An 11,108-nucleotide genomic window follows, 5' to 3' on the forward strand; every position below is an offset into this window, starting at 1 on the left:
AAGCCCCTCATAAGCTGAGGGGCTTTTGAAAATATCCTATCACTTGTAATAATTATAATCATTGAACGTTGCGATCATATCTTCTTGTGTGGCGTTCTTCCCGCGATTTGTATTAAAATATAACGTTCCGTCATCGAAATCAACAGCTTCTATTTCAAAAAGAGTAAATGCACTGCTCGTAATTCGGAATGAAAGGTCTTTTCTAGTAAACAACTCTTTTGAAAAATCTTTTGCAGGTGTTTCCTTTTGCTCTTTCAGCATTTGATTAATATTTAACGGGTATGTGAGAATGACACTCACATTAGAAGCTCCGCCATTGGAGTCTGGCTTAGATAATGGTACATATAATGTTCCTTGGTAGAAAGAAATACCTTGAAGAATGTACTTAGAAACATCCACCACTGATTGATTTACAATCGCTTTCGAATCATTTAATGTAAACGTTGCCTCATATTCAAATTGTCCTTTTTGGTCATTAAAATTCCCAATAAAAAAGCGATTGCCAGACCTTACAATAAACTTGTCCGCTCCAACAGAATATGTGATACCGCTAATTGATAAATTCGCCCCTTGGTATGGAAGGACATAAGATTTAGCCACTTTGTACGTATTTTTCTTCGTGTTCACACTTAACTTCACTATCTTTTTTACATACTTTACACCATCAGACATAGGCGCTACATATAAGCTAACTTGATCATCACCTTTTTGAGCTTTCACAGCTAAGTCATTGGCATGTCCTAAGTCATTGCTAGTACTGTTGGTGTCAGAGTTTTTAAGGAGCTTCACAGTTCTATTACTTGACGAGCCATTCATTTTAATAGCGTACAATTGCGTTAAGTGATTTGACGTATTTATTTTTGCAGCATAAATCATATTATTATTACGATCTACAGCCATCCCTTGCATAGAAGTGTAGAACCCAGAACCTGACATTGCAGAATACGTTGTATACGTGTTGAAATATCCGGATTGTGCCTGAACAGTCGCGGACCACATACTGCTGCAAAGGATGACAGCCATTAGGATAAAACACTGTACTTTTTTCAATATAAACACTCTCCAATCATTGAAATTTAAATCGTTTGGCTATTAAAAATAAAATCGTCATCCTAGAAATGAATGACGATTTTTCTTAAAATTGTAAGATTGAACTCTACTTTTCAGCTTTAAACGCCTTTACCGTTTTACTGCTTTCCGACATGCCTTTCCCAGTGACGGTGAAGTAGAGTTTTCCTCCCTTAGCGCCTAGTTGTTTGAAAGTGACTTTTACAACTTTGCCTTTAGTAGCTGTTGACTTCCCCATAAGCTTTCCTGAAGAATGATAGATTTTGACAACATCTTGATTTGTGAGTTTACTAACCGTGACCACATCTTTTTTCTTTTTGTTGTTCACGATGTTGATTTGATTACTTTTTAACGAAGCAGACGGCTCACCTTTAAAAGAAATGGCTTGCTTTCCGCTTTCCAGCATTTTATCGCTGCTGCGCGTGACATACACTTTACCGCTCTTAGTTCCTACTTGTTTGACGTACAATTTGATGGATGAACTGTTAGCTGGTTTTGATATGGCTAGTAATTTCCCGCTTGTTGAGTAGACTTTAATCACATCTTTTTTCTTCAATTTACTCACTGTAATGATGTCATTTTTATTTTTAAGATTATTGATTTTGACTTGGCTGGCTTTTAAAACGTCTGACTTTTCACCCTGATAACGAATCGGTACTCGATTTCCCTCTTTTAAACCAGGCTCTTTCATACTGATATAAAGCGTTCCACTTGTTTGGCCCAATTGTTTGATGGAAATTGCCATGTTCGAACTTGAAGCAGTCTGCTGGGAAATCGCTTTACCGCCAGAGGCTTGTTTAAATATTTTGATGACTGATTGCTTTTTGATTCCTTTTATCGTCACCGTATCATTTTTCCCTTTGTTGTTCGTCACCTTCACTTGGGATGCTGCAAGTGGAGATGTGACGACTTTTTTGACGGTTACGGCAGGCAGAGCGACCTTTCTATTTCCGCTTAGCAACGTGATCGTTACTTTAGACCCTTGTTGTAATTTTCCCGTTTTCAATTTAAAATCTTTGCCCGGCGTAATGTTGAATGGTCCAAATTTCTTTTTCGTTGTGCTAGCGCTGAGTTTCGACATTGTTTTTATTGTGTTATTCGCTGAATCAGATTGCACCTCTACAATAGCTTGATTACCAAATGTACTCATGCCATTAATGGTATCACTTGAATCATCGATTTCTTCCACAAAAACTTTCTGTACATCTTCCTGAGATTGATCTGTTTCACTCGGAGTATCAGCCATGTACGACTTGACTGTAATTAAGTCACCACCGATTAACTTTGAAACAGGAACATCATAGACGCCATTAGAGTCTGTCTGACCTTCCCCAATGACTCTTCCCTCTCCATCTAAAATATTAATTATGCTTTCAGGAGTTGCGGTTCCACTCACTGAAGTTGAAAGCTGGGTAAATGGATCAATAGTTGGACCAGTTGATCTCAGTTGGAAAGTGGTCTCATGCAAAGCATTATCATAAGAGGGTTCCAACACTTGAAATTTACTTTGATTTAATGATTTTATTGAGTTTTTGTCCAAACTCAATTCAAAGTTGCCATCACCATCTGCAGTCATCGATTGAATGATGTCACTTGATTTTTGATTTTTAAAGACGATCTTTGCATAAGGAATTCCCGTTTGGCCTTTCACTGATTTAGACCATTTTGTCGTAGGAATAAGTGAGATTTTCTTAGGATTCACAATTTTTTTGTAAACGTCGATATTGCTGCCAGTCGTCATTTTCACTGTTAGGAATGTACCTGCACTTAGGGCAGGTAACTTTAAATGAATGGCATCATTGAATGTACCTGAAGCAATCACTTCGCCATCTTTCATGACCTCTACTTTTGTGTTCTTCACAGTTTTCCCAGTTAACTCCTGAGAAGTATCATATATCGGATCTAATGAGCTGAAAGATTCCTTGAAAACATACACTTTGTTTGAAGCAAGCATTGTTCCATTTTGGTCATATGTATCTAACTCCAACGTTTGACCTGAACTAAAGTTCAAAGAAAACAACTTAAAGTTTCCGTTACTATCTGCTTTTGCGTAGTGCATATATTTAGATTTCCAGTTACTCGGAACACCCCAATCTACGAGGGCAACGATTGCGTTTGGCGCTGTTCTACCTGTCAGATAATTATCACCATATTGATAACGATCCACTGTTGTTTTCGTTCCACCCTCTGTGGCACTCACACTTTCTTGTATATGAAAACTCAACATCATGACACATAGAATAGAAGCTACTAATTTCAGGACCATTTTCATAAATATATCCTCACTTTTCCTATTAATGTTTTTATATACAAATATTATATATTTCTTCTAGTATAGATACAAGAGTTAATAATATGACTAAAGACTTATCAAAATACCATTTTAATAGGTGCAGTGAACCCTCCTTCCTTACATGAACACTTCCGATTTAAACCATCAAAAAGATTCATTTTACGAATGCACCAAACAAACTTATGATAAACATAACAAAAATGTGTAGGAGGGTTCGTCAGATGAGAGACATTAGAGTGTATCATGTCGATGCGTTTACAAATGAGAAATTTGGAGGAAATGCCGCTGGGGTGGTGTTGGATGGTGAGTTTTTGACAGAGGATGACATGCAGAGCATCGCCAAGGAGTTGAATTTACCGGAATCCGTCTTCTTACTGCCCGCCCATGATCAGGAAGCCGATTATCGCGTCAAATACTTCACCCCGACGGAAGAGGTCAATTTCTGCGGGCATGCGACTGTTGGATTGACTTGGCTTCTGGCGACGGAGCTAGGACTGGCTAAAGAGAGATCAGGGGTTGTGTTAGAAACAAAGATCGGCAATGTTCCTGTTGTATGGAATGAAGAAAACGGCAAGGTCGTTGATGTGGAAATGACGCAGGTGACACCGAAGACGCGGGATTTTGTCATCGATTTAGAAGTGCTTAGTGACATGCTTGGTGTGAGCAGTGACCGCCTTGATCCTTCCTATCCTATCAAATTAGCAAACACCGGTAACTGGCATCTTCTTGTTCCGATGAAGGACCAACAGGACATTGATCAAGCGGCACCGAACTTAGCGGCTTTAGCTAAAATGAATAAAGAGCATGGCATCTCGACAACCCACCTTTATACGTTTCACCCTTCAAAAGAATGCGATCTTTATACGAGGGATTTTGCACCTGGGATTGGTATACCTGAAGATCCTGTGACAGGGGCAGCAAACGGAGCATTGGCTGGATATCTTTATTTGGAGGGTATCATTTCTCAGCAAGAAATCACTCACCTGAACATTGCCCAAGGGGATGCCATCGGCAGACCTGGCTTGCTTCGTATCACAGTCATTCCAAATGAATCAGAGCCGGTGATCAAAGTGGCAGGCGCAGCTGTCATCACGATCCGCGGCGTGTTGACTTTATAAAACATCAGCTTGAATGGGGACTTCCTGTTCAAGCTGATTCTATTTAAAATGATTTTTGACCGTTTCGATCCACCTCTTGGCCGATGGGGAAGCTGTTTTGAATGATTTGAGCGCCAAGTTGACCTCACGAAAGACGCTCGTCTCCAGTGGAATGACTTTCGTATGAGGTATGTGCGGCGGCAACACTAATTTGGGAATGATCGTGACCCCAAGCCCTTCTTGCACCATAGAAATGAGCGTATTGTTGTCTTCAATTTCAAACAGAACATGAGGCTTCACGCCGCCTCTTTCTTTTAACAGCTTCTTAACGAGTATGTCACAGCCCGCTTTCGGCATGATAAAGGCTTCATCATGTAGCGAGTCCACTTCAATCACTTTCTTCGTATGAAAGCGATGATTCTCTTGTATGAGCACCACCAACTCATCCTGAAAAAGTGGAACGGTCTCGAATTCCCTCGATGACTGCGTTAAAAAACCAACATCAACCGTGCCTGAAGCAATCCATTCCTCAATCTCCTCATAACCGCCTTCATATAACTCCAGCTTGATATGCGGATAGCTTTGCGTAAAAAGATGAATAAGGCGTGGAAGGACATTTGAAGAAAAACTGGGGAATGTCCCAATCTTGATGCTCCCCACTTCCATCCCTTGAATCAGCGCTGCCTCTTGCTCAAGCAATGCCGCATGATGCATGATTTGCCGGATATGCGGCATCACCCGCTCACCTGCGTCCGTTAACGAAAGCCCGTTTCGATTCCTCCGAAGCAGCACAATCCCGAGTTCCGACTCAAGCTTCGCAATATTATGACTCACCCCAGACTGCGTCAGCCCAAGCTTCTCCCCGGCTTTTGTAAAACTGCCGCATTCGACGACTGTTAGAAATACTTTGTATTGGAATGTGATCAGTGTGCTCACCTCGCAAGCTCATATTAGATCCTGGCAAAATTTACTTTTAGATATTTCTTTGATTTTTCGATTTAAATGTTGTTCTATCATTTGAAAACATGCCTGCTGAACCCATAAACGTTTAAATGTATAGAGCTGTTCTTTTTCATCACCATGCAAATCTTCATCTTTCTCCAACTGAAAATCCGTTAAGTCCATTTTTTCATGAACGTGCATATTAGTAAAAACATGAGCATTGTGAAAATCGTGCATATGCTCTACTAAAGATGAGATTGTGGTGATAAAATCATCAAATGTATCTTCTTCAAGCGTTTTTTTGAGATCCAGATTACTATGGACATCAATTGAAATGTAATTATCTCTTTCATCTAATTCTTCTCGGGTAGCTAGCGGGTTATCATGGGTCGTTGCTTTTCTATTTAAATCTGTAATGGAGAAATAAATAATGATTTCTTTTTTATCGAGAAATTCATACTCCCATAATTCTGCATCTCTTAATCTTATGATGCGAGTGAGGTTGTCCAATTTTTAAACCTCCAATTAATTCGTCGTTGCCGACGACGAAGACCTAGACGCTGCTTCATCAGCTTTCACACAATCAATCGCAACAACGAGCGCAATCATCACAGGCTCCATTTCTTCTTTCAAAATATCAACCTTATAGCTGTCACCCCAAGTAAACCATTCCTTCTTCACCTGACCAATCACTTCGCCGTTCTGCAGCACCTGGAAATTCATATCCCACCAGTTACCTTGCACTTCGATCCCAGCAGCATCAATTGAATATTTTGCTTTAAAGAACGTAAACTCTTTTTTAATCGTCAATACCTCTTGACCACCAACTTCTACTAAAAACTTCGGTAAAAAGGTAAACATTTTCTTCGTAATCACAGCGATTTCATCTCGTTCTGTATTCAAAATGGTAAACGTCTTCGGCATCTTCATAAAGCTGCCTTCGACCACATATACATCATTCTCCTGCTGATCCTTTACCGTAAACCTGCCGCTCAGACTAAATACTTTCTGCTTCATATAAAGCTGCTTCATATGTACCTCCGATTCAGTTCAAAAATTTATCCGTTCTTACCTTACCCCTGATTATACCAAAAAATAGAATGTACAAAAAACCACCTGCTATCAGGTGGTTTTCGATTACTGATCCATATTGAGAGATTCTTTTTCATATGTTTGAAAAGCATTTTCCATTCCCATGATGACTTCTTTAATTTTGACATAACCACTTGTGTAAGGGATAGAATCTCTAATCTCTTCCCACATAAAATGATAGAATTTCAGGTCATCCGTTTCACACATCACAAAATCTGTGTAATCTTTACCTGGAAGAGCTTCAGCATCAAAAAAGCGCACTGTCACATGTTCCTCATATTTCTGCATCAACTCTTGCAGCGAAGCCGCATGGGTTCTTCGCTCCTCTCGTGGTAAAGCAAGCCAAGATGGATAGAACTCTAATAAAACAACCATCATATATTTCATCATCATACCCTCGATTCTTCTATGATGTGATGATTGTACGTCAGATCTAGGGAGTATGCATTAACATAGGTTAATGTTCAGCTGTATGGAGCAGCCTGCTCAGCGAAACCGGAGAAATGCCAATATATGAGGCAATATGATATTGAGCGATACGTTGATGTAACCCGGGATATTTCAATAAAAACGCCTGATATCGCTCAATGGCTGGCAAATATAGCAGTTCCCTCTCACGCTCTTCCTTTCTCGTATACAGCCTTTCTACACTAACCCGAACAAACCGCTCCCACATATGACTTCTATCCATCAACATTTGAAGCAGATCATACGGAATTTCAATCACGATCGAATCCTCCATCGCTTCAATCGAATAAGGAGAAGGCTGCCCGTTGATCATACTTGCATAAGAAGTAGCAAAATCATCTTCCAACGTAAAAGCCACGTTGTACTCCCTTCCATCCGGTAACAAATAGAAGAGACGGAAAAGCCCCGTTATGCAAAAATAAGCATGCTGCACCGGATCGCCAGCCTTGATCATGCATGTACCTGCTTTTAATTGTTTAATCGTTGTTCCTTCTTTGAAGGCTTGCCAATGATTTTGTTCGATTGGATACTTGGACATTTTGGTTTTGAAAGTGTCGTAAGGGTCAGTTATTTTGTCCACCTGTTTTTTTACCTCCTAATAAGGAAAACTCAAGCCTACTTGGGAATTGTTTTTATGATCAATGCTAAAAATAAGTCTGTCACAATACGTGATGCAAAAAAGTCCCGTTTGAGGGAAATCACTCAAATGAGACTTTTTTTAGTGATTATTTAATAACCATTTACAAAGTAAGCAATGGTTTCTAATTCATCTTCTTTCAGTTCTCTGTTCACGTAATGTTGATATTCTTTCGTGATTTTTTGCTTATCTCCACCACATTGATCAGTGAATTTCGCTATCATCCGAAGTTTGTCTGTTTCCTGACGAAACTCCTCTTTTGTCCACGGTCTTTGGTGTGAAGGAATATACGTATCGGCATCAAAAGCTTCTAACTCATCTAAAAGACGCAATATTTCTTTCACCGTATAATGAACTTTTTCGGCATACATTTTCGGATAAATACAATCACCAAGAAACAGGATTTTTTCTTCTTTCACATACACGATCACGGAATCAGCCGCATGATCACCTCCAACATGCTGCACGATGCAAGTGACCCCGCCAAGATCAATCTCTATCCGACGGTCAAACGTGACATCCGGTAAAACCACCTGAATATCTCGATGACCCTGATATTCTTCCTTAATGGCCTTCGCGCAGAACTCTATCTCCGTTCCTTCCCTCACTCGCTCATCAATCGCCTCATCTGACCACGAAAACGGAACAAGCTTCTCCATTTCCTTTCTTGTCTTTGCAGAAGCAATTGAAACCGTATCAGGCAACGCTGGCAGACCAAAAATATGATCCCAATGCCAATGCGTGAGGACAACCATATCCGGCGAGGCGTTCTCGTGTTCTAAGGTTTTTTGGATGAAATAGTTCGCATGATCTTCTGAATTACCGGCATCGATCATTAATGTTTTGTTATTGCCTGCGACCATGCCTAGGATGGGGCGGTCGGTAAGTGATACTGGTGTGATGTACCAAAAACTCTGACCTATTTTTTTAATTGAGTGCAAAGGTGCTTCCTACTTTCTGTCATTATTTTTTATCGTTCCGCTGTATATGATTAAGTATATCGAATTTCATTACTCGAAGTAGCACGCGAAGCCAATATTGTTACAATGATCGCGATTGCAACGCCTAAAGCACCTGCCCAAGTAACGGAAGATAGAGAAACTTTCTCTACAAAGATACCTCCAATAGCTGCACCTGCAGCCATCGCCAATTGCATCATTGACTGATTGAGACCTAATAGTATACCTGATGAATTTGGCTCCATTGTAGCTAAGTGATATTGTTGAGTCGGGCCAGAAGACCATGCAGCAAATGACCATAATATTAAAATGAGCAATACTCCAACATAAGAATGCGTCACTAGTGAGAGCAATATGAGCATGATGACATGTAATGTCATTCCGCCAATCAGAGTAAAATTCACACCCCACCGATCGGTACTAAATCCACCAAACTTTGACCCAACTAGACTAGCAATCCCGAATACGAGGAGAACTCCACTCAGCAATTTGCTGCTTACACCTGATATATTTAAAAGGTAAGGGGATAGGTAGGTATAGGCAATTGAATAACCACCAAGCCAGAAAAAGGTGATGGCTAATCCCAACACTACTTTTGGTTTTTTAAAAAGAGCGAGTTGTTGAATTAAAGGTACAGGTTTATCCCCTTGGATTTTTGGAATCGTAAGAGAAATTATCACCATGGCTAATAATCCGAGTAAAGCAATTCCTCCAAATACAGCTTTCCAACCGAAGAAATCACTAGTCATTCTGCCTAGTGGGACTCCAATGATCAATGATGCTGTAAATCCCATTACTACTGTAGCAATAGCGGTACCTTGCTTACCTTTTGGTGCAATTTTTTCAGCAATTGTTAATGCAGTAACTACGACCATCCCCGCTCCAAGAGCCATAATAATTCTTGACACAATAAATAATTGATACCCAGGGAGGACGAATGCAAGAATATTACCTAGAATAAAAACGCTAAGTGAAAATAACATTAACTTGCGTTTATTCATTCCCGATGTTAAAGCCATTAATACTGGGGTGAAGATGGCATACACAAGAGAAAAAATCGTAATTAACTGGCCAGCTGCAGCTATCGTAATCCCTAATGATTCAGAAATATTATCCAAAATACCAGAGATGATATACTCTGATGTACCAACTAAAAAACTTACAATAGCTAAAATGTAAATCTTTACAGTGTTTGACAATGTAGATCACTCCTTATATATAATACATTTACATATCTAGAATTGTTAATATGTATGGACAAAAAAACATATTACGATAAGTCGATTTGTATTTAATAAATGAAACTGAATTCTGATGTATGAATTCAGTTCATTTATTAAATATTTTTTTCTAGAATCTCAGCAATTTGTTTTATGGCATTTTCATCTCTTTTATAATACGTGTATTTACCTATACGCTCTGTCGTAATTAATCCAGCTCGTAGTAAAATTGAAAGATATTGAGATGCTGTTGATTGCGTCATTTTCAATTTATCTGTTATTTGACTAACACATACCCCTGTAGTATTCATATCAATCCCTTCATGGGGTGTAAAATGACGATCAGGTTCCTTTAACCATTGTAAAATTTGCAGTCTGGATTCATTGGATAAGGCTTTGAAAACTTCTATTGGCTCCATACACCCCATTATATCGATAAATAACGATATGTCAACATGTGTTGTTTGAGATTCCTTACAACATTCTATTTTACTAGTTCATTCCCGCAGCTTTAGGCTTAATCGCGTTTTTTTGCGGGGTGGTTATATCTTCTATCCTGGTGCAATGGAGATGTTTGATGGAAAAGGATTAGAGTACTTTTTTTCTGCTTGTACAGCTAAATTTAGCCTTCTCACCCCTCACTAACTTATGATAAGGCTCACCGTGATGCCCTTAAATGAGGTTATTATCTACCAAGATTCTTAAAGTATTATTTAATGTTGGCAGATCTCTAATTAGCTCATGAAACACTTCTCAAGTGATAATGAAAGGAGAAACAATGAAAAATTGTCATTTTAGAACCATCAATTGCGTGAAGCGATTTGATTTTTTTGGACGAAAACAACGACCTGAAAATTAAGCCTACTTGGGATTGTTTTTATTATCAATGCCAAAAATAAGTCTGTGACAATCCGTGATGCAAAAAAAGTCTCGTTTGAGGGAAATCACTCAAATGAGACTTTTTTTAGAGATTATTTAATCACCATTCACAAAGTAAATAATGGTTTCTAATTCATCTTCTTTCAATTCTCTGTTCACATGTACTTGATATTCACTCACGATTCTCTGGTGATCTCCACCACATTTTGTCCACGGTCTTTGGTGTGAAGGAATATACGTATCTGCATCAAAAGCTTCTAACTCATCTAAAAGACGCAATATTTCTTTCACCGTATCAGCCGCATGATCTTCTGAATTACCGGTATCGATGATTAATTTTTTGTTATTGCCTACGACCATGCCTAGGATGGGGCGGTCTGTTCGTGATACTGGTGTGATGTATGAGAAGGTTCGGCCTATTTTTTTGATTGTGTGCATGGTTTGCCTGCTTTC

Annotated in this window: 11 protein-coding genes and 1 pseudogene; 1 reads left to right on the forward strand and 11 read right to left on the reverse strand. The window is 39.2% G+C overall.

The annotated features are described in order from the left end of the window. Positions 1 to 39: 39 nt before the first annotated feature. Positions 40 to 1,050 (reverse strand): hypothetical protein, encoded by a 1,011-nt coding sequence (locus MHH61_RS08405; RefSeq protein WP_169510846.1) that lies wholly within the window; start codon positions 1,048 to 1,050, stop codon positions 40 to 42. A gap of 106 nt (positions 1,051 to 1,156) precedes the next feature. Continuing rightward, positions 1,157 to 3,340, reverse strand: a complete 2,184-nt coding sequence (locus tag MHH61_RS08410) for an Ig-like domain-containing protein (protein WP_125586979.1) — start codon at positions 3,338 to 3,340, stop codon at positions 1,157 to 1,159. Positions 3,341 to 3,582: 242 nt separating this feature from the next. On the opposite strand from MHH61_RS08410, the gene MHH61_RS08415 reads away from it, so the two are divergent. After that, on the forward strand, positions 3,583 to 4,479 hold the full coding sequence (locus MHH61_RS08415) for a PhzF family phenazine biosynthesis protein (protein ID WP_125586981.1): 897 nt from the start codon (positions 3,583 to 3,585) through the stop codon (positions 4,477 to 4,479). 39 nt (positions 4,480 to 4,518) lie between these two features. Here the strand turns inward: MHH61_RS08415 and MHH61_RS08420 are convergent, their stop codons facing one another. The 9 genes and pseudogenes from MHH61_RS08420 to MHH61_RS08460 all read right to left on the reverse strand — a co-directional run. Next, entirely contained in the window at positions 4,519 to 5,394 is an 876-nt protein-coding gene (locus tag MHH61_RS08420) for a LysR family transcriptional regulator (protein WP_224427001.1), read from the reverse strand. Positions 5,395 to 5,403: 9 nt separating this feature from the next. Continuing rightward, positions 5,404 to 5,910 carry a hypothetical protein gene (locus tag MHH61_RS08425; protein WP_044335725.1) on the reverse strand — a complete coding sequence of 169 codons (507 nt, stop codon included), beginning with the start codon at positions 5,908 to 5,910 and terminating at the stop codon, positions 5,404 to 5,406. Between the two features lie 15 nt (positions 5,911 to 5,925). Continuing rightward, positions 5,926 to 6,432, reverse strand: a complete 507-nt coding sequence (locus MHH61_RS08430) for an LURP-one-related/scramblase family protein (RefSeq protein WP_024424003.1) — start codon at positions 6,430 to 6,432, stop codon at positions 5,926 to 5,928. Between the two features lie 105 nt (positions 6,433 to 6,537). Beyond that, the gene (locus MHH61_RS08435; protein WP_044335738.1) at positions 6,538 to 6,879 is read right to left on the reverse strand and encodes a darcynin family protein; all 342 of its coding nucleotides are present in this window, start codon (positions 6,877 to 6,879) and stop codon (positions 6,538 to 6,540) included. 70 nt (positions 6,880 to 6,949) lie between these two features. After that, complete coding sequence (locus MHH61_RS08440) at positions 6,950 to 7,540, reverse strand: Crp/Fnr family transcriptional regulator (RefSeq protein WP_125586983.1); 591 nt, start codon at positions 7,538 to 7,540, stop codon at positions 6,950 to 6,952. 149 nt (positions 7,541 to 7,689) lie between these two features. Then, positions 7,690 to 8,538 carry an MBL fold metallo-hydrolase gene (locus MHH61_RS08445; RefSeq protein ID WP_125586985.1) on the reverse strand — a complete coding sequence of 283 codons (849 nt, stop codon included), beginning with the start codon at positions 8,536 to 8,538 and terminating at the stop codon, positions 7,690 to 7,692. Positions 8,539 to 8,588: 50 nt separating this feature from the next. Then, positions 8,589 to 9,755, reverse strand: a complete 1,167-nt coding sequence (locus tag MHH61_RS08450; RefSeq protein WP_125586987.1) for an MFS transporter — start codon at positions 9,753 to 9,755, stop codon at positions 8,589 to 8,591. A 137-nt stretch (positions 9,756 to 9,892) separates the two neighbouring features. After that, positions 9,893 to 10,195, reverse strand: coding sequence for a helix-turn-helix transcriptional regulator (locus MHH61_RS08455; RefSeq protein WP_039182804.1), 303 nt, complete (start codon positions 10,193 to 10,195; stop codon positions 9,893 to 9,895). Positions 10,196 to 10,955: 760 nt separating this feature from the next. After that, a pseudogene (locus MHH61_RS08460) lies at positions 10,956 to 11,093 on the reverse strand (MBL fold metallo-hydrolase); the annotation flags it as partial. Positions 11,094 to 11,108: the final 15 nt, after the last annotated feature.

The sequence above is a fragment of the Bacillus sp. FSL K6-3154 genome, assembly GCF_040869395.1.
GTDB classification, from domain to species: Bacteria; Bacillota; Bacilli; order Bacillales; family Bacillaceae; genus Bacillus; species Bacillus safensis.

Coding starts and splice junctions, on each gene's coding strand:
- MHH61_RS08415 (WP_125586981.1), top strand. CDS start 3,583: ATGAGAGACATTAGAGTGTATCATGTCGATGCGTTTACAAATGAGAAA.
- MHH61_RS08455 (WP_039182804.1), bottom strand. CDS start 10,195: ATGGAGCCAATAGAAGTTTTCAAAGCCTTATCCAATGAATCCAGACTG.
- MHH61_RS08410 (WP_125586979.1), bottom strand. CDS start 3,340: ATGAAAATGGTCCTGAAATTAGTAGCTTCTATTCTATGTGTCATGATG.
- MHH61_RS08435 (WP_044335738.1), bottom strand. CDS start 6,879: ATGAAATATATGATGGTTGTTTTATTAGAGTTCTATCCATCTTGGCTT.
- MHH61_RS08430 (WP_024424003.1), bottom strand. CDS start 6,432: ATGAAGCAGCTTTATATGAAGCAGAAAGTATTTAGTCTGAGCGGCAGG.